General features: G+C 55.9%; 26 protein-coding genes and 2 pseudogenes. 11 read left to right on the top strand and 17 right to left on the bottom strand.

Translation table 11 applies throughout. The features are described 5' to 3' along the window. Positions 1 to 79 precede the first annotated feature (79 nt). Positions 80 to 505, top strand: a complete 426-nt coding sequence (locus M655_RS19950) for a DMT family transporter (RefSeq protein WP_026557735.1) — start codon at positions 80 to 82, stop codon at positions 503 to 505. Between the two features lie 133 nt (positions 506 to 638). Next, positions 639 to 1,085 carry a hypothetical protein gene (locus tag M655_RS19955; protein ID WP_026557734.1) on the top strand — a complete coding sequence of 149 codons (447 nt, stop codon included), beginning with the start codon at positions 639 to 641 and terminating at the stop codon, positions 1,083 to 1,085. Positions 1,086 to 1,224: 139 nt separating this feature from the next. On the opposite strand, the gene M655_RS19960 is transcribed toward M655_RS19955, so the two are convergent. Genes M655_RS19960 through M655_RS19970 form a run of 3 tightly spaced genes read right to left on the bottom strand, consistent with a single transcriptional unit; the run spans position 1,225 to position 4,640 of the window. Continuing rightward, positions 1,225 to 2,541: a serine hydrolase domain-containing protein gene (locus M655_RS19960; RefSeq protein WP_026557733.1), complete on the bottom strand. Its 1,317-nt coding sequence runs from the start codon at positions 2,539 to 2,541 to the stop codon at positions 1,225 to 1,227. Between the two features lie 59 nt (positions 2,542 to 2,600). Continuing rightward, on the bottom strand, positions 2,601 to 3,674 hold the full coding sequence (locus M655_RS19965; RefSeq protein WP_026557732.1) for a DmpA family aminopeptidase: 1,074 nt from the start codon (positions 3,672 to 3,674) through the stop codon (positions 2,601 to 2,603). 30 nt (positions 3,675 to 3,704) lie between these two features. Beyond that, positions 3,705 to 4,640, bottom strand: coding sequence for a dipeptidase (locus tag M655_RS19970; protein WP_007783733.1), 936 nt, complete (start codon positions 4,638 to 4,640; stop codon positions 3,705 to 3,707). Positions 4,641 to 4,782: 142 nt separating this feature from the next. Between M655_RS19970 and M655_RS19975 the strand changes: the two genes are divergently transcribed. Next, entirely contained in the window at positions 4,783 to 5,673 is an 891-nt protein-coding gene (locus tag M655_RS19975) for a LysR family transcriptional regulator (RefSeq protein WP_005832321.1), read from the top strand. A gap of 24 nt (positions 5,674 to 5,697) precedes the next feature. Here the strand turns inward: M655_RS19975 and M655_RS19980 are convergent, their stop codons facing one another. Beyond that, the gene (locus M655_RS19980) at positions 5,698 to 6,885 is read right to left on the bottom strand and encodes an MFS transporter (protein ID WP_007783728.1); all 1,188 of its coding nucleotides are present in this window, start codon (positions 6,883 to 6,885) and stop codon (positions 5,698 to 5,700) included. Positions 6,886 to 7,001: 116 nt separating this feature from the next. Between M655_RS19980 and M655_RS19985 the strand changes: the two genes are divergently transcribed. From M655_RS19985 to M655_RS19995, 3 genes are all read left to right on the top strand, one after another. Beyond that, positions 7,002 to 7,388 (top strand): LysR family transcriptional regulator, encoded by a 387-nt coding sequence (locus M655_RS19985; protein WP_286085870.1) that lies wholly within the window; start codon positions 7,002 to 7,004, stop codon positions 7,386 to 7,388. Between the two features lie 13 nt (positions 7,389 to 7,401). Beyond that, a complete protein-coding gene (locus tag M655_RS19990) occupies positions 7,402 to 7,893 on the top strand; it encodes a LysR family transcriptional regulator substrate-binding protein (protein WP_286085871.1) in 492 nt (163 codons plus the stop codon). 128 nt (positions 7,894 to 8,021) lie between these two features. Next, complete coding sequence (locus M655_RS19995) at positions 8,022 to 8,981, top strand: DHH family phosphoesterase (protein WP_026557730.1); 960 nt, start codon at positions 8,022 to 8,024, stop codon at positions 8,979 to 8,981. Between the two features lie 114 nt (positions 8,982 to 9,095). Here the strand turns inward: M655_RS19995 and M655_RS20000 are convergent, their stop codons facing one another. After that, on the bottom strand, positions 9,096 to 10,052 hold the full coding sequence (locus M655_RS20000; RefSeq protein WP_007783718.1) for a Gfo/Idh/MocA family protein: 957 nt from the start codon (positions 10,050 to 10,052) through the stop codon (positions 9,096 to 9,098). 458 nt (positions 10,053 to 10,510) lie between these two features. Here M655_RS20000 and M655_RS20005 point away from each other — a divergent pair, with 458 nt between their 5' ends. The 3 genes from M655_RS20005 (at position 10,511) to M655_RS20015 (ending at position 11,618) form a co-directional block, all read left to right on the top strand. Then, entirely contained in the window at positions 10,511 to 10,924 is a 414-nt protein-coding gene (locus tag M655_RS20005; RefSeq protein WP_026557729.1) for an SRPBCC family protein, read from the top strand. Beyond that, the gene (locus tag M655_RS20010) at positions 10,925 to 11,305 is read left to right on the top strand and encodes an ArsR/SmtB family transcription factor (RefSeq protein ID WP_005832308.1); all 381 of its coding nucleotides are present in this window, start codon (positions 10,925 to 10,927) and stop codon (positions 11,303 to 11,305) included. Between the two features lie 181 nt (positions 11,306 to 11,486). Continuing rightward, entirely contained in the window at positions 11,487 to 11,618 is a 132-nt protein-coding gene (locus M655_RS20015) for a hypothetical protein (protein WP_255320481.1), read from the top strand. On the opposite strand, the gene M655_RS20020 is transcribed toward M655_RS20015, so the two are convergent. The 12 genes and pseudogenes from M655_RS20020 to M655_RS20070 all read right to left on the bottom strand — a co-directional run bounded on the left by M655_RS20020 (position 11,615) and on the right by M655_RS20070 (position 21,932). Continuing rightward, the gene (locus tag M655_RS20020) at positions 11,615 to 12,181 is read right to left on the bottom strand and encodes an SLOG family protein (RefSeq protein ID WP_025844007.1); all 567 of its coding nucleotides are present in this window, start codon (positions 12,179 to 12,181) and stop codon (positions 11,615 to 11,617) included. The genes M655_RS20015 and M655_RS20020 overlap by 4 nt on opposite strands. Before the next feature lie 221 nt (positions 12,182 to 12,402). Continuing rightward, a complete protein-coding gene (locus M655_RS20025) occupies positions 12,403 to 13,608 on the bottom strand; it encodes an MFS transporter (protein WP_007783707.1) in 1,206 nt (401 codons plus the stop codon). 34 nt (positions 13,609 to 13,642) lie between these two features. Then, the gene (locus tag M655_RS20030) at positions 13,643 to 14,206 is read right to left on the bottom strand and encodes a thioredoxin family protein (protein WP_005832303.1); all 564 of its coding nucleotides are present in this window, start codon (positions 14,204 to 14,206) and stop codon (positions 13,643 to 13,645) included. A gap of 31 nt (positions 14,207 to 14,237) precedes the next feature. After that, entirely contained in the window at positions 14,238 to 14,630 is a 393-nt protein-coding gene (locus M655_RS20035; protein ID WP_007783704.1) for an IDEAL domain-containing protein, read from the bottom strand. A 64-nt stretch (positions 14,631 to 14,694) separates the two neighbouring features. Further along, complete coding sequence (locus M655_RS20040) at positions 14,695 to 15,141, bottom strand: Rrf2 family transcriptional regulator (protein WP_025844006.1); 447 nt, start codon at positions 15,139 to 15,141, stop codon at positions 14,695 to 14,697. 299 nt (positions 15,142 to 15,440) lie between these two features. Then, on the bottom strand, positions 15,441 to 15,917 hold the full coding sequence (locus tag M655_RS20045) for a GNAT family N-acetyltransferase (protein ID WP_005832297.1): 477 nt from the start codon (positions 15,915 to 15,917) through the stop codon (positions 15,441 to 15,443). Positions 15,918 to 16,006: 89 nt separating this feature from the next. Continuing rightward, positions 16,007 to 16,987: a quinone oxidoreductase family protein gene (locus tag M655_RS20050; RefSeq protein WP_026557728.1), complete on the bottom strand. Its 981-nt coding sequence runs from the start codon at positions 16,985 to 16,987 to the stop codon at positions 16,007 to 16,009. Positions 16,988 to 17,317: 330 nt separating this feature from the next. Further along, entirely contained in the window at positions 17,318 to 17,905 is a 588-nt protein-coding gene (locus M655_RS20055) for a DUF1802 family protein (RefSeq protein WP_025844003.1), read from the bottom strand. A gap of 77 nt (positions 17,906 to 17,982) precedes the next feature. Further along, entirely contained in the window at positions 17,983 to 18,786 is an 804-nt protein-coding gene (locus tag M655_RS28120) for an AAA family ATPase (protein WP_307723512.1), read from the bottom strand. Further along, positions 18,781 to 19,476: pseudogene (locus tag M655_RS28125) on the bottom strand (TIGR02452 family protein); the annotation flags it as partial. The gene M655_RS28120 and the pseudogene M655_RS28125, both read right to left, overlap by 6 nt. A 22-nt stretch (positions 19,477 to 19,498) precedes the next feature. Continuing rightward, the gene (locus M655_RS20065; RefSeq protein WP_026557727.1) at positions 19,499 to 20,407 is read right to left on the bottom strand and encodes an NUDIX hydrolase; all 909 of its coding nucleotides are present in this window, start codon (positions 20,405 to 20,407) and stop codon (positions 19,499 to 19,501) included. A gap of 250 nt (positions 20,408 to 20,657) precedes the next feature. Beyond that, positions 20,658 to 21,932, bottom strand: a complete 1,275-nt coding sequence (locus M655_RS20070; protein WP_007783688.1) for a cation:dicarboxylate symporter family transporter — start codon at positions 21,930 to 21,932, stop codon at positions 20,658 to 20,660. A 262-nt stretch (positions 21,933 to 22,194) separates the two neighbouring features. Between M655_RS20070 and ytvI the strand changes: the two genes are divergently transcribed. Then, complete coding sequence (ytvI, locus tag M655_RS20075) at positions 22,195 to 23,226, top strand: sporulation integral membrane protein YtvI (RefSeq protein ID WP_005835207.1); 1,032 nt, start codon at positions 22,195 to 22,197, stop codon at positions 23,224 to 23,226. A gap of 210 nt (positions 23,227 to 23,436) precedes the next feature. Further along, positions 23,437 to 23,661: pseudogene (locus M655_RS20080) on the top strand (purine catabolism protein); the annotation flags it as partial. Positions 23,662 to 23,721 lie beyond the last annotated feature (60 nt).

Raw genomic sequence — 23,721 nt, forward strand, 5'->3', positions numbered from 1 at the left:
CATACTCTTTCTCTCCACTGTCTATCTGCGTGTCCTTTGTCAGTATAAGAAATATTCTGTCAAGTTTGTTGCAATTGCTTTGCATCTATTTGCACAATCTTTACTCCTTTGCCGGCTGCCCCCGCTCGTCACGACGCTTTTCTCCAACCTGATCGGCTTCGGGGCGCTCCTGCCGTTCCTCGTTGCCAGCCTGCCGCAAGTCGCGTACAGCCCTCGTCTTGCTTCGTGGCTGCTGCTGTTCGTCACGGCTGTGGTCATGCACGGCATCGTCACGCTGATCTGGAACAGCCAACTGCAAAAGGTCGGGGCGGCCAAGGCGGCGATGTTTTCCAACCTGGAGCCGTTTATCGCCATGCTGTTCGGCTTCTTTTTGCTGGCGAAGCCCATCACCGCCGTCCAGTTGTTCGGAGCGGTCCTGATTATCGCGGGAGTCACCTTGACCACGACCTCCAAGGAGCCGCGCGATCAGCACGAGCTGTCTTCGTTTCCTACGGGGGGCAAATAGTCGGGGTTTATTTCATACAAAAACAGTCGGAATTATGGTTGAGATTTACAGCCGCAATGATTATACTAGACGGTAACGTGCCATCACGACTTTTTGCGTGAAACCACCCGAAAAAGACCAAGGAGGGCTGTTCATGTCTACGGTTAAGCTGTCCCAATGGGAAACGATGCTGCTTGAGGCGGCACGCGCCCACGGGCTCGTCGATGAAGAAATCATCCATAAGCTGAGAACGGGCGACCGCGGGCCTTTTGCCGATGTGGAAGGCGGGAAGTACGATTACACTCCCCTCTTTGAGCTGTACCAGAGCGATTCCGCCGCGCTTGAGCAGGCGATTCGCGACGGCTACCAAATCAAGTTCACGACGATGAACGGGATCAAATTTTTATTGAACAAACGCTACCGCCTTCTCGCCGAGCAGGACTACCAGGTAGAGGAGACGGCGCTGGACCAGGTTCGGCTGTCAGACGAGGCGCTGCAATGGATGCGCCAGACGATCTCGAAAAACTGGCGGATCGTGGAGCAGGCAAAGCTCGCCGACAGCAAGGAAACGGTCGTCCGCTTCGAACTGGCTGCCTCTTGAATGCAAAAAGAGCACTTTTCCGCACGGGAGAGTGCTCTTTCTTTATACGTGATTTCGCGATTTCGTGAAAAAAGCATGCCTGGCATGCGGGACCTGGGCAAAACGTGAGCAAAAGCGTGCGGCTCTGCCGCCACCGAGCCTATTCGCTCCGGCAAAGCATCCTCATCCCGAGCAAAACCGCCCAGGCGCGGCTGTCCGCCTTGAAGAAAAAGCGCAGCGGCATGTCGCTGTCCACGAAGATCAGCGTGTCGCTTGCGGCAGCGCGGAGCGAAAATTCGCTGCCGGCGACTTCCGCTACAGGCGCTCCGTCGCGGATGAACAGGCGCACGTTGCCTCCTTCTGCGGAAGTATATGTCCCGACGAGCTTTTCCAGCTCCTCGCGGTCGAGCTGATACGTCGGGGCTGCGCTCTCCTTGTGCGCAAGCGGCAGTCCCAGCGCGGCGTTGACCGCTGCCAGCCAGACGTTGCGGATCGGCACGTTTTCGAGATTGGACAGGACGACGCAGACGAGTCCTTTTTCCGGGACAAAGCCGAAGTTGGACGATACGCCCGGCTGCCCGCCCCCGTGCTCGACCAGCGTGACTCCCGCGTAGTCCATCGTCGTCTTGAGCGCGTAGCCGTACCAGGCGTCCTTCGTCAGCCGATGGACGGGCTGCCACATCGTTTCCAGCCAGGCGGCAGGCACGATCTCCTGTCCCTGGTAGCGGCCTTTTGCCACATACAGGCCACCGTACACAAGCAAATCGTCCACGCTTGAACGAATCCCTCCGCCCACCTCGTAGTTGCCAAGCGTCGGCCAAGGGACCGCGGTGACTTGCTGCTGTTCCCCCCGCTTCGCATACGGGGTGGAGACGTTGTCCAGACGGGCAAGCTCCTCCAGGCTGAACGTAGAGCGATGCATCCGCAGCGGCGCAAGCAGCCGCTCCGTCATATAGCGGCGGTACGGCCGTCCGCTGACCTGCTCGATGATCGCGCCAAGCAGCAGGAACATGTCGTTGGCATAGCTGAAATACTGCCCCGGCTCCCCGAGGGCCGCGAACTCGACTTCAGCCAGGTAGTCCAGATGCTCGGAAAACCGGACCAGCTCTTCCCTGCGCAAAAGCGGCGGCACGCCCGACGTATGCGACAGGAGATGGCGAATTTGCACCTTGCTGGCATCGCAGCCTCTCAGCCGAAACGCCGGGATGTATTTGCCGACCGGATCGTCCAGCGACAGCTTTCCTTCGTGCGCCAGTTGCATGATCGCCGCTGCCGTAAACGATTTGGTGACGGAAGCGATGCCAAACACCGTAGATGGCGTGGCTGGCTCTTTCGTCACCAGGTTGCGCACGCCGAACCCTTTTGCGTAAATCGTTTCCCCGCGGTGCGACAGGGCGACCGCAAGCCCTGGCACGCCCTGTTCCTCCATGAAGCGTTGAATGTACGTCTCCAGCTCTGTCATTTGCAGCCGATCCATAGTCGCCTCCGTCCTTTTTTCGCCTAGCGAATGGATGAAAAACCAGACTTGCTGCCCGCTTATCGCAGCGGAAGCGGCATGGCGTGAACCGTCCGCCCTTTTCGGCCTGTCGTCGTCACCGCCTGGGAGAGAGAGTTGTAGATCGCTTCCTCGGTCGCCTCTGCGGCTGCGGCAAACAGCTCGTTCATCACCGGATGGTCCTCGCGAAGCTGCACGCGCGTCTCCGTAACCGACTCCGTCCGGTGCGGGATCTTGTGCGCGGTGGAAAAGGCGATCACGATGTCGCCGCTGCCGTGCCCGAAGTGGCTTCCGGTGCGGCCGAGGCCGATTCCTGCGCGCTTGGCGACACGCAGAAGCTGGCGGTCGGAAAGCGACGCGTCTGTCGCAAGCACGATCATAATCGAGCCGTCCTCTTCCTTCTCGACTGCCTCTGCGGCCGCCGGCTCGCGAGTGGCACAGGCAAACAACCTGTCGCCCAAAAAGTCGTCCTTGCTGCCAAAGTTGGACAACACCAATGCGCCGAGCGTGTACGTATGCCCGGAGGCGGACACGACGCGCGAGGACGAGCCGATTCCGCCCTTGTAGCCGAATGCGACCATCCCTGTCCCCGCTCCGACCGCGCCTTCTTCTACGCCGTGCTCCGTTGCGTTTTCAATCGCCGCCACCGCATCTTCCGGCCGCACGACGCAGCGGCGGATCGAATTGAGGTGGCCGTCGTTGCACTCCCCGACCACGATGTTGACCGTCCCTGTCGTATCGCCAATCTCTTCATTCGTCGCCAGCATGTATTGCAGCGCGCCCTGTGTCACCGCCGGGACGGAAAACGTATTCGTCAGCATGATCGGCGACTCCAGCACGCCCAGCTCGTTTACCTGGACGAGTCCTGTCGTCTTGCCGAAGCCGTTGATGACGTAGCTGGCTGCCGTCACCTTTTCGCGAAACAGGCTGCCTCCGTGCGGCAAAATGGCGGTCACGCCCGTACACGCACACTCCCCGTCTTCCAGCTCATGCTGAATCGTCACATGGCCGACGCGCACCCCAGGCACATCGGTCAGATCGTTTTTCGCTCCTGTGGGCAGCTTGCCGACCACTACTCCCAGCTCGCGGATTTTCCCTTTTCCGGCACGCTTCATGACAGCTTCCTCCTTTCCCGTTCGGCTCGCCTACACCGGGCGATTGCGCAAAAAGTTTTCGTAGGCAAATCCGCGCACCTCGTCTTCCGTGTAGCGCTTGAGCAGCTCGTTTATCAGGTTTTGGCTCATCCCTGCATGCTCAAGCCCCACGACTTTTTTCGTGATCCCGTCAAAATCCGAGCCAAGCCCGATATGGCGTACGCCGCCGAGCGAGCAGAAGTGATCGATATGCCGGATCAGGTCGTCAATCGTCGTCGGCGCCGAGTCGTTAATAAACATCGTGCAGTACACGACGTGGACATTGGCCCCTTTGGCGAACATCGCCTTCGCCTGCTCGTCCGTCAGGTTGCGGGGATTGTCGCAAACAGCGCGGGCGTTGGAATGGCTCGCGATCGGGTACTTCGCCAGCTCCAGCGTCTCCCAGAAGCTGCGCTCGCACAGGTGGGAGACATCTGTCAAAATTTTTCGTTCATTATGGAACTGAATAATCTCTTTGCCAAACGCGGTCAGCCCGCCGTTTCTTTCTTCCAGCGCCCCGTCTGCCGCCAGATTCGCCAAATTCCAGGTCAGGCCGACAGAGCGCACGCCGAGCTGATAGAGAATGTGCAGCTTTTTCAGGTCGTTGCCGATCGGCTCTACCCCTTCGAGCGTCAAAAGCGCCCCGATCTCGCCGTCCTGCAGCCTGTCCAGGTCGCTCCAGTCGCGAATCTGCTTCATCTCCGGATGCTTGCCGAGCACCTCTGTATAAAAGTAGTGAATCTGATCCAGCGCGCATTGAAACCGGCTTTCCGAAGGCAGGTCGACCGGCGTGTAAATCGCGTAGCATTGCACCTTCACCCCGCCCTCGTGCAGCCGATTCCGGTTCACGTCCAGCTTTTCCGAATCGGCAAAGGAGAGATTCCCCTTTTGCTCCCATATTTTCAAAAGCGCATCGCAATGCAAATCAATAATCGGCATTCCCGCCATTTGCTTCATCAGTCCTCGCTCTTTTTTCTCTTGACGAACTCTACCTAATTCCCTCACTTTACGGTAATGTATTTTTAAAAGCGATTCCAATTAATTTTTGCAATAGGCATCTTCAAAAATTTGCATAATGGAGCCCACCCCTATGAATATGGAACAACTGGAAGCGTTTATTTTTGTAGCTTTGACAGGGAGCTTTAGCAAGACAGCCGATCTCTTGTACCTCTCCCAGCCAACCGTCAGCATGCGGATCAAGGCGCTGGAAACCTCGATGGGCTGCAAGCTGTTTCAGCGCACAGGCCATACGATTTCGCTGACCAAGGAGGGCGACCTGTTTTTGCCCTACGCGAAAAACATCATGAACATGCTACAGGAGGGCCAGCAGGCGATCCAGCGCTCACAGGGCGACGTGGAAGGCGAGCTGACCATTTCGACCGTATTCGTTTCGGCCTTTTACATCTTGCCGGATCTCGTGGAGCAGTTTCAGCAGCTTTATCCGAAAATCAAGCTGACGATCCTCACCGGACATTCGCATCAGGTGCTCGATATGGTGCTCAACCACGAGGTGTCGTTCGGTATCGCGAGGGCGGTCAACCATCCGCAGATCAACCGGATTCAGCTCATGTCCGACGATATGGTGCTGGCGATTTATCCCGAGCATCCGTTTGCCTATCGCCATCAGGTGTCGATCGAGGAAGTCGCCCGCGAACGGCTCATCTTGTTCAACCGCGGCTCGCTGGACTGGAAGCTGATTAACAACGCGTTCAGTCATTTTCAACTGCAAAACAACGTCGTCATGGAGGCGGACAACATCGAGGTCGTCAAACGGATGGTCAAGCAGAAGCTCGGCATCGCCTTTTTGCCCCGCTTTGCGATCAGCAAAGATTTGAGCGACGGCGAGCTGAAAGAGGTAGACGTCCTCAACCTGCCGCAAATCAACCGCAACTTCGAGCTGATTTACTTGAAGGATACACCCGTGAACGGGATTATGCGCACGTTTATCGACTTTTTGATGCAAAACAAGGCGTTGCAGTGAGCGGCCGCAAGAAAAAGACCGCCTCTAGCGGACGGCCTCTTCTCTTCCGGCGGCGTGTGGCGCTGCCTGGTGCTTTTCCTTTTGGCGCGGACCCAGCTTGCTGATTGCAAGCAGCAGACAGCCGATGATAACGAGCATCGCGACCAGGGCAAACGTAAAGTCGCCGAACAGATCGACAGCCAGCCCGATCAGCACAGGCCCGAGCGAGCCGAGCATGTACCCGCCAAACTGCATGACGGCCGACCACGACGTAGCTTCCTGCGCGCTGTCCGCCTCTTCAATCGGGATCAACAGCGCCAAAGGGAACAAGCCGCCTGCCCCGATCCCGAGAAACACGGTCGCAAGCCACGGCGAAGCGTGAACGAGCAACAGGGCGATGCCGACCAGCTCAGCCAGGGCACAGGTGAACAGCCAGCGATTGCGGTTGCCAGTGCGGCTGACAATCACCGGGATGAGAAAGCTGACCGGGATTTGAATGATCGTAAACAGCGTCAGCACCAATCCCGACTGCGCATGGCTCATCCCTGCCGCTTGCACGAGCGGAGCCAGCCAGGCGGTTATCATGTAAAACATCGAGGACATGCACCCGAAAAACAGCATGCTTGCGATCATCCGCCCGCTTTTGATGCGCAGCTTGGGCACGGGGGCGGCGGACTTACCCGCTTTTTGTTTTGCCAACGGGAGCAGCGCGGCTGCGGCGAGCACGGCCAAGAGCGCCCAGACGCACAGCGAGTACTGCCACGACTGGCCCAGCGCCGTAAACAGCGGGATCGACAAGCTGGACGCAATCGCAGCCCCGATGACGAGCGACACGGAATAAATGCTGGCGGCACCTGGCTTGCCAGGAAAGTACTTTTTGATAAAGCCGGACAAAAGCGGCCCGGCGATGCCAATGCCAATCCCGGAAATCAGGGCGGTCACAAGCAGGCTCACGCTGTCCAAGACGAGCACCCGGTACGCTGTCGCCGCAAAAATCATCACGATCGCCACAAGCAGCGAGCGCTCCAGGCCAAAGCGCTGGCTGAGCGTGATGGAGAAAAGCGCAAACAGCCCCATGCAAAATACCGGGAGCGTCGTAATCAGGCTTGCCGTTACTCCGCTCATCCCCAAATCGGTTTGGATGATATCGAGCAGCGGCCCGACAGACGTAATGGACGGCCGCAAGTTCAATGAGAGCAAAAAAATAACGGCAATCAAATAAAATAACCGCACGCAAACACTTCCTTCCTCTATCCTTGAATGAAGTGTAAAGCCGTGCGTACAATAGATCAATTCTATTTTTTCTATACAAATAATAGTTACAGACTATGGTAAAGAAGGGAGGCGCCATGGAATTTCGTCAGTTGCAATATTTTCTCATGCTGTGCAACGAGCTGCATTTTTCCGAGGCCGCCTATAAGCTGGGCATTAGCCAACCGACGTTGAGCCAGCAAATCCGCGTGCTGGAGGATGAAGTCGGCGTGCCGCTGTTCGACCGGATCGAAAAAAAAACGGTGAAGACCGAGGCTGGCGCGATCCTGGAGCACCACGCCTTGCAAATCGTTCAGCATCTGGAAAATGCCCGGACAGCGATTGCCGACCTGACCCATATGCACGCGGGGCATTTGCGCGTAGCGGTGCTGCCGTCCGACCTCGACTACCGCCTCACTTCGCTTTTGATCGACTTCCACAAGCAGTTTCCGCAAACAAAAGTGCAAGTGTTTCCTTCCATATGACATCGTGAACCAGGTGCTGAACATCGAGGTCGACCTCGGTGTCGGCCTGGCGATGCCTGCCATGCCCGCCGATGAGCGTTTGACGCGGATTTCGTTTTACACGGAAACGTACAGTTTGTACGTCCATCGAGATCATCCTCTGTCCGGGCGGGAAAGCGTCTCTTGCGACGATCTGCGCGGGCTTGCGTTCGTCATGTATCCGCAAGGCTTCTACGGCCGCGATTTGATCGACAGGTGGAGCAAAGAGCGCGGGCTCGTCATCGAAACGATCATGGAAACAGGCTCAGCCACGTCCCTGCTCCAGCTCGTTGGCGCAGGCATCGGCGCCACGATTCAGCCGAGCCGCCTGATCGAAAGCTTTCAGTCGCTGGGGATTCGCGCCGTTGCCATCGACGACTCGCCGATCCGGGAAATGGTCATCATGTACCGCAATGACAAATACATCAGCGTCGCTGCCAAAGCGTTCATCAACAAGCTGGAGACGTCGTTTCAAACCTCGCGCTAGCGTGCCGCGCAGCTTGCTGCTTGCCGTTTTTCCCGCGGGAAAAAACCTCGCTCTTGCAACTAAAAGTATCCACTGGAGGGAAATCCTAATCCGTATGGCTGTCATCCTGTCATGGCAAGGAGGCATTTATGACGCAGCGCAAACTGGTACATTTCACCGATCAGGACCTGGACGGCGAATCGTGTGCGATCTTGAGCCGGATCGCCTATGGCGACCGGGAAGTCTTCACCCGCGGCGTATCGCCCTATACCGTCAACCAGGAAGTCCAGACGTTTCTTGCCGAAGAGTTTTCGCCGGAGATGTCCGTCGTCATTACAGATGTGGGCGTCAACGAAGAAGTGGCGTCCTTGATTCAGAAAAAAGTCGAGCAAGGGCATTCGTTTGTCCTAATCGACCATCACCCAACGTCGCTACCCCTGTCCGCGAAGTACGACTGGGCGAACGTCATCGTCGAAGCAGCGGGACAGAAGACTGCGGCGACCAGCCTTTATTACGATTACTTGCGAAGCAAAGGGCTTTTGGCGCCCACAGACGTGCTTACCGACTACGTGGAGCTGGTGCGGGCGTTTGATACGTGGGACTGGGAAGCGACCGGAAATGTGCAGGCGAACCAGTTGAACCTCTTGTTTTATTTGGCGGAGCGCGGCACTTTTGCCGACCAGGTGATCGGGCGGCTGCGCAGCGAGGACGTGGAGCAGTTCACGTTCGAGGACTGGGAAGCTCTCCTGATCTACACAGAGGAGAGAAGAATCGCGGAGTTTGAGCAGAAAAAGGCAAAGCAGATGAAGCGCCTGAGCGTCGAAATTGATCTGGACGAGCCGAGAACGTACAACGTCGGCGTCGTCTTTTTGGAGCAGTACCAATCGACGACGGGAAACTTTTTGTGCAAAAGCGATGAGACGCTCGATTTTGTCGCGATGCTCGATCCCGGAAAAGGCAGAATCAGCTTTCGCACGATTCGCGACGACGTGGACCTGTCGGTGATCGCGGCCCACTACGGAGGTGGCGGGCATCCCAAGGCGGCGGGCTGCTCGTTTACAGGCGTGACCCTAAAAACTTTTGTGTACCCTGCCCTGCGTGTGCATTGAAAAATCCCCTCCGGCCGCAAGCAGGCGTCCCCATCGGCTCATCCGATGATGAGATGAGCCGATGGGCGCTGCTTTTTTCGCGAGGGGATTCTCATGTGTATCCGTTACGCGTGGTTACGCGTGACCGAGCAAACCTTCCAACACTTTCTGGACTTTTACCCCTGTCTCAAACGTCACCAGTCTGGCTTCCTGCCCGTCGATGGCAAGCGCCAGCTCGTCGAGCAACAGCGAGAGGCGGTCCAGTTCTGGCACGTCTGCGGCCACAGGCGCTTCTCCCTCTCCCCCGACAAACAGCTTGCTCCAGTTGACTACGCTCAAGGTGCCTTTGGTGCCGTAAATACGGTAGTCCAGATGCTCCTGGTGCGCGATGCCCGCCAGTCCGTTGATCGTGACCGGAGTGCCGCAAGCAAGGCGCAGGAAGGCCGAGACGCCCGTTTCACACGCTTCCGGGTCTTGCGGATAGTCTACGTCCGAGCGGATGACCTGCAAATCTCCGAACAAGGCGTAGGTCAAATGGGTAAAATGCGGCAAAACCTCGCGGATGAAGCCGCCCTGCTCCCGGCCGGACAGCCACGGCGTCTGCTGCCACGGGCGCGGCCACGTATGGAAATGGGTCAAAATATCAATCCGGCGAATCTCGCCGATCTCCTCCAGCCTGCTGCGCAGCGCGGGGAAAATGCCCTGATAGTAGAGCGGAAAGTTCATCGCGTGCACGACGCCTGCGTCTTTGGCTGCCGCCAGCATGTCCTCGGCTTCTGCGAGCGAATTAGCGAGCGGCTTTTCGCACAGCAAATGCTTTTTGTGCGCCAATACGTCCAGAGCGATCGCATGATGGAACTTCGGCGGGACGGCCAGGTAGACGGCGTCCAGCTCTTCTTTTGCCAACAGCTCCTTGTAATCGGTGTACCACGGCACATTGCCGGATTTTTGCGCGGCCTCCTGCGCCCGTTCGGCAGACACGTCGCTCACTGCCGCGACGCTGAATTTTTCGTGGGTGCGAAGGGCGTTCATCATCCGCTCGCCCATGACGCCTGCGCCGATGACGCCCACCTTCCGTTTGCTCTCGTTCATCTGTCTTTCCTCGCTTCCTGATGAATGCTCGTCTTTTTTGCACCTCCCCCTTTTCTCTATTAATCTGAAAATTCCTTGTAAAAAAACTAGATTGCGAAAAAATGTTTGCGAAAATCGCTACGCGGAAGCGATACCCGAGTGGAACCGTCTCGTTTTCTTTGAATCGCGTTCATGGCTTGTTGTGCCCAGGAAATGCCGCAATGCTGGAACTTTTGCGCCTGTACGCTGATTTCTGCTGTAATTTGAAACGACTGGATGAAAGTGCGACTCTTGTCATCGTTGAAAATCGGCTGCTCCGCCTCTTCCGGTAGGTCGGCTGCAGGCTGTCAAATCTTTCTTTTCCTAATTATCCATTGACATGCAACCATTCGGTTTCCTATACTACAAAAAGCGAAACGTTTTGGTTTCATTTCCATGAGCAAACTAGGAAACTACTTTACTGATACGGAGGCGTATTCATGTCCAACACTATTCCTGATATCGTTCAGACACAAGTTTTCAACGCTCCCTTGCAAAAAGTTTGGGACGCGGTCGCTACAGCAGACGGGATTGCCGCTTGGTTCATGCCCAACGATTTTCAGCCTGTAGCCGGACATGCCTTTACCATCCATTCCCCTTATGGCGATTCGCCTTGCGTCGTGCAGGAGATTGATCCGCCAAACCGTCTGGTGTTCAAGTGGGGAAAAGACTGGGTCATCACTTTCGCCTTGAAAGATTTGGGCGAAACGTCTGAATTTACGCTGATCCATTCCGGTTGGTCGCCAGATACTGTGACCGAGTTCGGCGAAAGCCATGCAGTCGTGCGCGACCGAATGAACCAGGGCTGGGATTCTTCCGTGCTGCCTAAACTGAAAGAGTATGTGGAAGCGTAAATGAGCAGCTCTACTGCCAAGCACGACGTTTTTCAAGCCATCGCCGATCCGACGCGCCGCAAGCTGCTGCAATTGCTGACCGATCAGGAGATGCCCGTGACGGCCATCAGCCGGCACTTTCCGATCAGCCGCACAGCCGTTTCCAAGCATTTGCGCATATTGTCCGAGGCCGGACTGGTCAAGGAACAGCGCGTAGGTCGCGAGACGAGGTATCGGATGCAGCCCGAGCCGCTAGAAGAGCTGAAAAGCTGGCTGTCCTACTACGAGCGCTTCTGGGACAACAAGCTGAACGCCTTGAAGCGGTTGGTAGAAGCGGAGCATTCCGAGGAGCTTCAGCCTTCCGGGCCGCGGCTGGTTGAACGAAAGCAGGACGAGCAGTAGAAAACCTGCCCTTCTGGAAGCGAAAAAAAGGATAGGGAGCGTAGCATTCGTGCCGCGCCTCCCTATCCTTTTTGCTGATTCGAGCTTGCAAGCCGAACGCTTTTTCTCCAAACGAAACGATCGCAAGCGTCGGCCCTGACGTGTACAGCACAACCGACAGCAGCACGCTCTCTCGCAACAAATGCGCCAAACGGCTTGGCGCCGCCCGCAGTTCGCCGCCAAGATCGAGCGTGACGACAACCCGTTTGTCAATCGGCAGCTCCAGCCGCTTGCGGCAGTCGTGGATGCCCCGCCCCAGCACGCGGCCGCTTAGAAATAGTCATTGTATAATTGTCGCTGCTGTTCCTCTGCGATGCTCTGCAAGTCGTAGGCGTTAATGCGAAAAAACTGATAGTCGCCTTGATCCGCTTTTTTCGCGGCGAGCTTGCTTAAAAACTTCGGGGAGCCTTCGTTTTCTTCATCGTAAACTAACAAAAGACCGTCTGAATGGGAGAGCAAAAATTTGTCTTTCTCCTGAAGTTGCCAAACACCCTGGTAAGGCGTTTGATAGACGCTGTTGATATAGTCGGCTTGCCTTACAATATTTCGGTAGTAATCCTGTGTTTCTTCTTTCCACTTTTCCTCTTGGTTCAAAAACGGAGTAATGACCGCCAGCTTTAGCTGGGGATACTCCTTTTTTAATTCGAGAACCGTTTCGGCTGCCCACATTTCTACCCCGAGTTGGCCGGATATGATGACCCATTCCAGCTCTTCCTCCAGGAGTCTTGCGAGTTCCCGCCTCAGTGCTGTCTTGATAATCGCCAGCCCCGGATTTTTTTCATTGAATATGCCAAGCTCGTGAGCCTTGTATCCGGAAACCAATAAACGTTTTAACATCATGCCACCTCTGGTTTCAAAGAAGCTCTAGCAGAAAATAGTTTTTTTCACTCGACGATAGTTAGATTATAGCTGATGCATTTGCGTTTCTGCTCGTCTTTTATCGGGAGATCCCCCGTCTGAAAAACGCAAAAATCCCGCCCCCGCAGGGACGAGATTTCATCTCGCGTTGCCATCCTTGTGCGGAAAACCATCGCCACGAGAAGACGGAACAACCTTTTTTACGCCGCCACCCGCTTCATGCTGCGTCGGCTCTCCATGCGCGACAGGAACAGGCTGAGCACGAGAACGATTGCCCCGAACAAATACGGCGCGTTCACATGCATGCCGTACAGCGTACCCGCCACTGCCGGGCCGAAAATGTTGCCCAGGCTCATGTAGGCGTTGTTCATCCCTGCCACAAACCCTTGTTCATCCCCGGCCCGCTTGGAGATCAGCGTATTGATCGCCGGGCGCATGATCGACGTCAGCGTGAAGAACAGCACCGTCAGGACGAGCATATACCAGAAATTTCCTGATAACAACATCAGCACCATCGTCACGGCCGAGCTGAAAAACGTCCAGTTGATAAGCTTCTTTTCCCCGAAGCGGGTAATCAGCTTCCCGATCAGCATCGCCTGCACAATCGTTCCAGCCAGGGCGCCCACGGTGATGATGATGGAGATGTCGCGCGGCGTGTAGCCGAACTTCGCGTCTACGAAGAGCGGGAAGATCACTTCAAAGTTCGCCAGTCCAAAGGTCATCGTAAAAATCAGCACCAGCATGATGAAATACGACGACTGAAACGACTTGCCGAGCTGCAGGAAAATGTTTTCTTTCTTCGCCTCCGACTGGCGAGCTGCCAGTTGCTTTTCTTTTGGCAACGACTCAGACAGAAACAGCAAGGAGCCGATCGTCGCCACGGCACCGACCGCCGCCGAAATATAAAACGGCATCCGCAGTCCAAGCTCGGCGAGAAAACCGCCGATGCCCGGCCCGATCACGAATCCGAGCGACATCGCGGCGCCGAGCAGGCCCAGCCCTTTTCCCCGCTTGTCTTCCGTCGTGATGTCCGCCACGTAGGCGAGCATGGAAGGAATCATCGAAGCTGCCCCGATTCCCCCGATCAGGCGGGAGAGGTAGAGCACCCACGTATGCTCGGCGAGGGCAAACACAAGGTTGGAGATCGTAAACAGCACCAGGCCGGATACGATCATGATTTTGCGGCCGTATTTATCCGACCATTCTCCCGCGATCGGCGAGAACAGAAACTGCGTCAAACCAAATGCCGCCACCAGGTAACCGGCGGTCTTCCCGCCTGCCCCAAATTCCTTCAAAAACTCGGGCAAGATCGGAATAATCAAGCCAATTCCCAGCATGGCAATAAACATGTTTATCATGAGAAAGAGAATCGGTCGCCCGTTACTCTCCGCGTTACTCGTATTCATTTATCCAGTCCTATCCATTTGTATTTTTGTTTTTTCAGGCTGTAAGCTTCGCCTTCACGCTTTCGATCACAGTGCGCCACACGGCCGGGTCAGTCGTAATCTGCTCCTTGAACGTGCGGTACAACTGCTTTTGCTTTTCTTCAAAATCAGGCGCATCGGCCGCAGGGAGCGTTGCGCGAGCCGTCGTAATCATCTCCTGCACCTCCGGCGAGCGAGGTCCCCATACACAGGCTTCGTTTCCGTCCTGGTCGAGAAAAATGAACATCGGGATCGCCCGCGCCGTGCCGTTGGTGAGATATTGGTCCATCAGCTCCAGGTTTTCGTCGCGGATGAGGAAGCGCAGCTCGATATTGCTTTCCTCGGCGATGCGCTGGATGACCGGAACGCACAGAGCAGCATCCCCGCACCAGTCGGCAGTCAGCACGACGCCTTTCCAGTTGCGAGCGGACAGCTCCTTCCAAAACGCCAGGTCTTCCTCGGTAAACGCAAGCTGCTCGTAGACGCGTCCCAGCTCCTGCTGGTTGACGTTCATGCTCGCGCGATACTCGGCAAAGCTCATTCCTTTTTCAAACCAGATGCTCTGATTCACGGTAGACATCGTCGGTACTCCTCCCCTGTATGAAAAAAAGTTATTGCTCCCAGATTGCAGAAGTTCCCAGGCGGTTTCGCGCGGAAAAGCTTCTCGTCTTGCGGCTTTGTCTTTCTGACGCCGTTTGTTGTTTTTCCTGCAGCTTCGCGGTCAGCTCCATGAACCACGCTTTGTCTTTTGTCACGAGCGCCAGCTCGATCAGGTCATGCAGTTGTTCCAGGTCGTCAAAGGTGCCTGTCGACATGCGCTCCAGCCGTTGCAGCGGAATGGCCGCGAGCCTGCCGATCGCCTCTTCGTTGTCACTCTTGACTACAAAAACGTGCGCAATGCCCCGCGATGAATCGACGGTTTCCACGAAGCCTTGCACCAACTCGCCATGCTTGGACTTGCCCATTACCCACTCGCTACTTGCCAGCATCTTTTCCCGATTCATTCGAACGCACCACCTTAAATTGTAGTTAAAAAAGTTACAGTTTCCAGTTGAAAATGTTGCCTGCCTACTGGCGATTCTGCCCTTGACACTGGCCCTGTCCCTGACGAACTTTATCCAGAACCGTCTGGATCGTAAGCTGCTCCAAATATTTGGTGTAGTACAACTCCGCTTCCGTAAAAATCTGATCCATGACGCCATGCATGTTGGCAGACACGAGGCACGCTTCCTTCGGGTCGCCCGAGCACCAGTGCGGCTTCAGCGTCCCTGTCGACATCGAACGGTAAATCGCGGCCAAGGTCACGTCGCCGGGGTCGCACGCCAGCATATAGCCGCCCCCTACGCCCTCTTTTGTCTTCACGAATCCGTTTTTACGCAGAATCCCCATGATTTTGCGAATCCTCGCGGGATTGGTGCATACATTTTGTGCAATAAGCTCACTGCTTGCCATATGTCCCGGTAGATGAGCCAACAAAGCCAAGCTGTGAACAGCAATCGTAAACTCACTATTCACGTCTGAGACGGCCCCTTTCGCAAGAGTACTGTAATCTTAATTCTTACAGTTCTGAATGTCAATAACTGTTGGAGGCGTAACTGTTTTCGCAAATGTATGGATAACTGCTCCCGCGGCTGTAGGCGCAACTGCACTCTCGGCTGTCTTTTGCTGCTGTTATCCCTGGCCATGCCTTTGCCTGGGGTGCGCAGCGCCAAAAAGAAAAGGAGGCGGAAAAATCGCCTCCTGTCTATCGCGTCTCCCCGCGCATACGAGCGCTGCTTGCTTTTCGTGCCAGCTTCTCGGTATCTTCCTTTGTTCTATAGCGGCTTCACCAGCAAAATCTCGTCGCGAATCGGAATCCCGTTGTCTGCGACGAGCGGGATTTCCGGCTTGATCGCCCGCGCTTTTTGTACGGCATTCACGTACAGCGCGGACAACTGATAGCCCCGGCGCTGGTAAAAGCCCATCGCGTGCAGGTTGTCGTTGGTCGTCACCAGCTTCATGCGCAGGCAGCCGTGTTCCCGCGCTGTCTGCTCCGCTTTTGCCAGCAGCTTGGAGCCGATCCCTTTGTTCTCCGCCAGGCTGTCCAAAGAAATAATCTCGCACTCCTTGGCCTCCAGCACGTAGCTGACGTACCCCTGGATCGCGCCGTCTTCGCCGAGGACGGCATACCCGTCCAGCTCGTCACAGCGAAAGACGCCGCTCGATATAACCATTTGCGGGCTGCCCCAGTTCACGGTAAAAAAATCCGCAATAACGCTTTTCGGCAGCTCGCTTGCTGCTACGATTTTCATCGCTGTCACCTCGTGGGCTGAACTGTAGTTTGGAAAAAAGCCCCCCCCGCTGGCTGAACCGCAGGGAGAGCTTCCATCCGCTTTGCCGCTTACGGGCGCACCTTCAGCAGCACTTTTCCCGTGCTCTGCCTGCTCTCTACCCAGGCGTGGGCGCTCGCTGCCTCTTCCAGTGAAAACAGTTTGCCGATCTTGATGTCGAGCTTGCCTTCCGCCAAATAGCCAATGACCTGTCGGGCCGTATCTTGCAAAAGCTGCGGGCGCAGCTTGCGCGTCGTGCCGAAGCTGAAGCCGAGCACCGAGCGGCAACTCGCGTGCAAATCGAGCGTGCGAATCTGTCCGATTTCCCCGCTCGCATTGCCGAAATGCACGAGCCGGCCGTACCAGGCGAGGCACTCCATGCTGCGTTCGCTCATCTGTCCGGAGATCGAGTCCAAAATGACGTCGGCGCCCGCTCCATCCGTCAGCTCCCGCACTTTTTCCACGAAATCTTCCTTGTCGTGGCAGATGACGTAATCCGCCCCCGCCTGCAAAGCGACCTCTGCCTTGGCCGAACTGCCGACCGTCCCGATGACGCGCCCCGCTCCCAAAAGCTTCGCCAGTTGAATCGCAGTTGTCCCGATCCCTCCTGCCGCAGCGTGAATCAGGACCGTTTCGCCTTTGGCGAGACGGCCGACTTTTGCCAGCAGTTGATAGGACGTAAACGACACAACCGGGCAGGCAGCCGCTGTTTCCGTGCTGATCTGCTCGGGAATCGCGAATGTCAGCGCCTCTTCCGCAGCCACGTATTCGGCGTACGAGCCGTTCGCCGGAAAAGCGATGACGCGCTGTCCTACTTGCAAGCCTTTTACTTCGGAACCGATCGCTTCAATCACCCCTGTCGCATCCAGTCCGGGAATAAACGGCAGCTTGGCCGCCCCTTTTTTGCCGTAGCGCGATTTGATGTCGGCAAAATTGACGCTCGCCATGTCTACGCGAATGAGCACCTGCGTAGACGAAATGGCTGGCAGCTCGACTTCCGTATATATCATCTTTTCTGGACCACCCAACTCTGTTACCAAAACCGCTTTCATGAAAAATCCCTCCCAGCATGGTTTGTGACCGGAGGCAGTCGGCTTCTGTTGCCCGGGCGTCCTTGCTGCTCGCAGGCCGTTTTCGAGCCATTCCTCCCACTTGAGAAACGTGGGGCCACCCCAATTATTTCCCTATCTTTTGCGGATTCCCTTCCCATCGGCTATTTCATCGCCGCTGTGACAGCGGACCAGGCACTAGCAAACTTGGCGGCGCCAGGCCAGTGGTGAAAACTTCATTAGAAAACTTGACGCAGCCTTAGTTGCACGGATACTGATATCCTCTCCGTACAAAAAAACCGCTCATCCAATGAACGGTTTTTTCTTGAACGCTTATGCTTGCAAAATCGCCATGACGGCCGCTTTTTTCTGCGCGTATTCCTCGTCGGTCAGCACAGGCGCAAACTCGCTTCTCGGCAGCTCCACAAGCAGGTCGTGCCACGATTTGCAGCCTTGGTACGCGGCTTCAATCGGAATGACCGCCGGCTGCGCCAGCCGATACGTGCGCACGAACAAAATGTGCAGCGGCTGCTTTTTCTTCCAGTGCAAGCGCACGTCGGCAAAATTGTCCGTCCAGATGTGATGCGGCGACAGCGCGCGCAGCTTGGCTTCGTCCATCAGCTCCACATCGTCTGTCACTTCCGCAAAATACTCGATGGCGACCGTCGTTTGCTCGCTCGACCAGCCTGCAAGCGTCGCGTCCAGCAGGTGATGATACGCTGGCTTTACCATGTCGCGTTTTTGGTGCTCGTAAGTCGGATACAGGTAAAACAAATTATTTTCCAATCGGAATTCTCTTGTTTCTTCGTATAGCCCGCCCTTGCGGATCGTAATGATCTGCTCGCCTTCCCCGAGCGCTTTGACGGCGACCGCCCATTCCTTCAGGCTCAAGGGGGACAGCGGCTGTGCGATCGTCTGCATGCAGTACGGCTCCCTTCTTTTGTCAGAATCGTTTAGTGACTTTAGTCTAGCTTAATTCCGACCTGTTGAGAAGACATTTACAACAGTTGATTCACATGCTGCATGGCAGCCGTCAGCCGCTGCGCGTAATCTCCCGTGATCGTCACGTAGGAGATGCCCCGTTCGTCCAGCATCCGGCACAGCTTTTCGTGATTGTCCCAGCGCACCTGCTCTGCTCCGTGCACCCGCAGACCGTCATCGACCCAGGCAACATCCGGTTCCAGGAGCAGCCACAGATCGTACTGTTGCTCGCGGGCGATCTCGTCGAGCACCGGGAAGCTGTGCCCGGTGTACAACTCGGAGTAAAACTGGGTGACAACCGCCTCCGTGTCAATGAACAGCAGCTTGTTGGCTTGCTTGCCCGCCTCGTACTCCTTCATTTTGTGGGCGTAGGCGATGTGCGGGAAATACTCCTTCGTCAAGATCGTGTCGCAGCCGCCTACTTCCTCGCAGATCGTGCGGCCGTACTCCTCGACAAACACCGTGTTGTACATTTTCGCCAGGTAGCGGGGCAAGGTCGACTTGCCGCAGCTTTCCGTCCCGACTACGACGACCTTTTTCACAAAAGACGGCCGGACTACCGCCGGGATGTGCTGCCAATGGGCAAAAACGCCTTCGCTTCTGATCTGCGTCGCCGAGATCGGCACCTGGCTGCGCGCCCCGTCGAGCACGACATGTTTGGCTCCGGGATACAGGCGGCGAAAAATCGGGTCGTACGACGGCTCCGAGCTGAAGACGAGATCAATCGGCCTGCCGATCTTGCGCTTGATGTCGGCGGCCCCCGCCTCCCAATCGTACGTCTCGTCGCTGTCGGCCCGATCCTCGACCGCTACCACCCGCACGTTTTCCTGCCGCGCCGAATGGTCGTAGATGGCAAACACGATGTCGTCAAACAGCTTCGCGTACTCTTCGTCGAGCAGCACTTGCGCAAAGTAGTCGGCCACGTCTTTTGCCTGGTTGCGGAAAACGCCACAGCCGTACGCGCCCAGGATGACCGTCCGGTTCCCGTGGATCGCGGAGGCGCGCAGCACCTTTCGAATGCGCTCCTTCATGACAGGTCCGATCTGCCCTGCGTTTTCCGGCTCGCGCTCGCGGACGACTCCCGCATTCACGGCCGGAGCGGTGACGAACGACAGCAGGTACGGCTGATCCAACAGCCCGGAAGCGCGCGCCAGGCTCTCTTCCTGTGCCTGGCTTCCGCCCGGAAACCCGCCGCCGGGATGTTTGGCCGAAGCGAAGTTCAAGCATACAGTGTTCTCGCGCTGTTCGCGCACGATGAGCCGTTCGGCTGCGCCCAGGCTCGATTCGGCTGTCACCTGGATCTTGGCACGCCCTGCACGCGCCGGCATCGGCAGCGACTCGGCGCCGAGATCGTCCGGCCGGTACAGACGCGAATGGCGGATGGCGGCAGATTGCTCCGCGGCGAAGCTGACTTTTTCCCCTCTGCGATTCACGTAGAAGCCTTGATCCAATAGGCCAAGCGTCTCATGCGCCGTTTTGGAGCGACGGTCGCGATTGTTTCCTGGATTCATGATTTTTTCCCCCTTGCAGGGACTATGTCTGATCCATCCACGCCGGGTTGAAGCGGTAGTATTTGGATGGCCGATGCCCTGCATGCTTTCTGTATTGATTCGTTTCCAGCACCTTGTCTGCCACCTTCCGGCGAAACGCCGCGGCGAGCAGCTCCTTGCCCAAAATGACTTCGTACACCTGCTGCAGCTCGCCGAGCGTAAACAGCTCCGGCATGAGCGCAAAGGCGATATCCGTGTATTCGATCTTGCCGCGCAGCCGCTCCAGCGCGTACTGAATCATCTTGGCATGATCGAACGCGATCTTGTTCGTCTCCACGATCTCCCGCGTCTCTCGCACGATCCGGCCCGAGACGGTTTTCGTCACCTTGATCGTGGCCGACAGCTCCTCCCGCTCGTTTGCGAGGCGCAGCTCGACCCATTTTTCGGTCACGGTACCGTCCGGTGTCGCTGTTTTCGTCTCCTTGAGCCATTTGTCTTCGAGACGAAACCACTCGGCCTCGTCCGCATCGTCCCCCGCCTGCAAACGCAGCGCCGAGCTGTCCACCAGCGCCATGTACGAGGTGCTGATGACGCGCGTCCGCGGGTCCCGGCCGACATCTCCCCATGTGTACAACTGTTCCAGGTAAATATTGTCGAAATTCGTTTCCGTAAACAGCTCGCGCGTGGCCGCTTCCTCCAGGCTCTCGTGCGGCGAGACAAACCCGCCCGGCAGCGCCCACTGACCCAAATACGGATGCTCGCCGCGCTTCACGAGCAATATTTTCAAAGACTTGGGCGAGAGCTTGCGGTAATTTTCCTCCTGTTCGTCCATCACGGTAAAAACGAGCATGTCGACAGTCACGGAAGGCCGCTCAAACTGGCTCGCGTCATACGTCCGCAAAAACTCCTCTTCGGTTTGCCCCTGTTTATTGACAAGCGATTTTTGTGTCATGGAACCACCTCTTTTGCGTCTGCGCAATGTTACAGATGTTTTGTTATTAACAAATTGTTATTATCATTTTGTTTATATCATAGCACTGCTTCTTTGTTTTTGGTGTCAAGCAACAAAATGCCGGAGCTTGTTTTTTTACGCGCGGACAAAAGCCACCTATCGCTTTTGGGCACGCCAACGCAAAAAAAGCCTCTTGCCGGATGAACACCTGGCAAGAGGCTCTTCTGTTTATTGATCGTGACAGGAAAAGTTAAGCTGCGCTCGCTTGCGCTTTCACTTCACGAACGTACTGATCGGCTTTCTTTTGGTCAAACTGTCCTTCCCAGCGGGAGATGACAATTGCTGCCAACGCGTTGCCAACTACGTTGACTACCGTGCGGGCCATATCAAGCAGACGGTCTACACCAGCGATAAAGGCGAGTCCTTCCAACGGGATATTTACGGAGCCGAGTGTCGCGAGCAATACGACAAACGATACGCCCGGCACGCCAGCGATCCCTTTGGACGTTACCATGAGCACGAGCATCAAGGTAATCTGGGCGCTGATCGGCATGTCGATCCCGTACATTTGCGCGATGAACATGGCCGCCAGAGCCTGGTACAGCGTTGAACCATCCAGGTTGAACGAATACCCTGTCGGGATGACAAAGGAAGTAATCGCCTTTGGACAGCCCATTTTCTCCATTTTTTCCATGATCTTCGGCAGTACCGTCTCAGAGCTGGAAGTGGAGTAGGCCAGGAGCAGCTCGTCCTTCAAAATGCGCAGAATGGCCGTAATTTTGACGCCGCTGATGCGCGCGATCGTTCCCAGCACGACGAGAATGAAGAACAGCATCGCCACGTGCACCAAAATGACCAGCTTGCCCAGCGGAACGAGGGAGGACAGGCCAAACTTGGAGACGGTCACCCCGATCAGGGCGAAAACGCCGAACGGCGCAAAGCGCATGATCGTGTTCACGACCCAGAACATCGCGTCTGCCACACCCTGGAAGAAGGCAAGGACGGGCTTTCCTTTTTCTCCGGCGGCTGCGACACCGAGGCCGAACAGGACGGAGAAGAAAATAATCGCCAGCATGTCCCCGCGGACGATGGCATCAAACACGTTTTTCGGAACAATATTCACGAATGTGTCAATCATACTGTGACTTTGCGTCGTTTCCGCAGTCTCTACATACGTATGAATATCCGTTTTCGTCAGATGGGACATGTCGACGCCCACACCTGGCTTGAACAGGTTCGCGGCCAAAAGACCGACGACGATGGCAATCGTGGTAACGATTTCAAAATAGAGGATGGTTTTTCCGCCGATTTTTCCGAGCTTTTTCATGTCGCCTACGCCCGCTACCCCGACAATCAGGGTGGCAACTACGATCGGAACGACAATCATCTTAATCAAGCGGAGAAATACATCGCCAATAGGCTGTAAATAGGTAGCCACTGCTGGATTGCCATAAAAAATAGCACCCACCAGGATACCCAGAATGAGTCCGATGACAATTTGAATCGCTAACCCAAACCGCTTCATTCTGACACCTCGCTAGTAAAGTATGGAATCTGGTTTTGACACACTATATACACACTCACCAAAATGAAGTGCTATATAGATGAAAATCATATCATGATTTTTTGGCTACTCCCCTTTTTTCTATTCTTTTTAGTTCTCTTTATTTTTTGACAATCACCGCTTTTTACCCGAAATTAGCGGGCGCATTGTGTTGCATTCTGGAAAAATGATAAAATAAGCCTAACGTTATTTGCGGACTCATTAATCAGAATGGAGTACTTTCATGACAATTCGGAAAATGCTGCTCCTGGGCTTGCTGGCCGCCATTGCCCTGTTTCTCTTGCCTTACTCCGTCCCGTTTTTGCTCGCGCTTTTGACCGCGATTTTGCTGGAGCCGCTCGTCCAGTTCCTGATCGGCAAGGTCAAAATGAACCGGATGAGCGCCGTCATCGCTTCGTTTTTGCTCTTTCTCGTCACGTTCGGCATCCTGCTGTACTGGATCGCTACGCAGATCGTCATCCAGGGCATCGACCTGGCCCAGCGGCTGCCCGCCTTTTCCCAGCATCTGTTTGAACTGGTGGAGTCGTACTTGCTGAGCTGGGAAAGCTACTACGCCACTTTGCCCGCCGAGACTGTCGTCCAGATCCAGAGCGTTTTTGCCGGATTGAAAAACTGGGCGATCACGAGCGCCTCCAGTGTCGCACGAGCCATCCTGGGCGTAGCGGCCATCATCCCGGGCTTTCTCATCAGCACGATCATTTACCTCGTTGCCCTGTTTCTCATCAGCCTCGACTTGCCGCGGCTGCGCGCAGGCTTCATGCGGATGTTCACAGTATCTGCCAGGGAAAAGGTCAACGTGGTGCTCTCCCAGTTGAACCGCGCGACCGTCGGCTTTTTGCGGGCCCAGATCATCCTCAGCCTGATGACGTTTTTGCTCTCCTTTATGGGGCTGCTGATTTTGCAGGTCAAGTATGCGGCAGTCGTCGCCCTGCTGATCGTGCTCGTAGATATTTTGCCGATTTTGGGCACAGGCTCGTTTCTCGTGCCGTGGGCGGTTTACAACTTTTTGACTGGCAATACACGCCTCGCGATCGGGCTGATTATTTTGTTCCTCGTGATTACGGTCGTGCGGCGGATCGTGGAGCCGAAAGTGCTCGCCTCCAATCTGGGGATCAGCGCCCTTGCTGCGCTGGTCAGCCTGTTTCTCGGCTTTCAGGTGATGGGCTTTTTCGGACTGATTCTCGGCCCTGCCCTCGTCATCATCTACGAAGCGCTGCGCAAGGCAGGCTTCTTGAACTTCAAGATCGACTTTTGACAAAGACGCTTGGACAGCCAAGAACGCAAGCAACCGTTTCTTCCGGAACGTTTCGGGGGGAACGGTTTTTCTCTATAGAAAAGAAAACCGGGAGAGAGGGATTTGGGCACGAACAAACCATTGGCGGTTTCCCAGCGGACGATTATGACACCTGACCCCGTCGAAGCCGAGCCGAGCGTTTTGCGGGCGATGAGCTTGCAGCTTTACAGCGAGTCGGTCCGGGCGATGCTGCTGCAAGAATTTCAGATCGAGATCGCCAGCTCCTTTGGCCCGCTGAAAGGGAAAATCTGGCGCATCGAAACGATAGGCTACAGTTGCCGCAAGCAAAACATCCTGCACCTGCTCGGAGCGCTGGAGGCGGTGCTCATTCGCCACGGAGCGAGAGTGCACGCGGGACGCGTCGTTCAGGCGGCACTGAACGTCTACCTGTCGTAGCGACAAAGCAGAAAAACAGCAAAAAGCCGCCGGGATCGTCCGGGCGGCTTTGCTGTTTCA

The sequence above is a fragment of the Brevibacillus sp. NSP2.1 genome, assembly GCF_000470975.2.
Lineage (GTDB): Bacteria > Bacillota > Bacilli > Brevibacillales > Brevibacillaceae > Brevibacillus > Brevibacillus agri.